This window comes from Pseudoalteromonas sp. SIMBA_162 (assembly GCF_046535955.1).
GTDB lineage: Bacteria > Pseudomonadota > Gammaproteobacteria > Enterobacterales > Alteromonadaceae > Pseudoalteromonas > Pseudoalteromonas marina.
Window position 1 is genome coordinate 1 of record NZ_JAWJBQ010000520.1, and the last position, 266, is coordinate 266.

Below are 266 nucleotides of genomic sequence, written 5' to 3' on the forward strand. Positions count from 1 at the left end.
GCCGCGAGCATGGCCTTGAACAGCTCCAACTGGTCGTCTTCGGCCGCCAGCATCAGTGGGGTCCGGCCGGCGCAGGGGTAGTCGTGGACAGCGTTGGGGTCGGCACCGTGATGCAGCAGCAGGTGCGCGATATGCATCAGTTGCCCGGGGTCGCAGCGTTCACTCTGCAGTTCCAGGAGCATTTCTAGCACCTGTTGATACAGCGGGTGCCCGGGTGGTATGGGCATCCGTTGCCCGAAGGTTCCGGCGCTGCTGCCCAGGGTCCG

General features: G+C 65.4%; 1 protein-coding gene. It reads right to left on the reverse strand.

The features are described 5' to 3' along the window. Positions 1–182: hypothetical protein (locus tag R0J88_RS20755; RefSeq protein ID WP_410900989.1), on the reverse strand; the 182-nt coding region annotated here is incomplete at its 3' end. Positions 183–266: the final 84 nt, after the last annotated feature.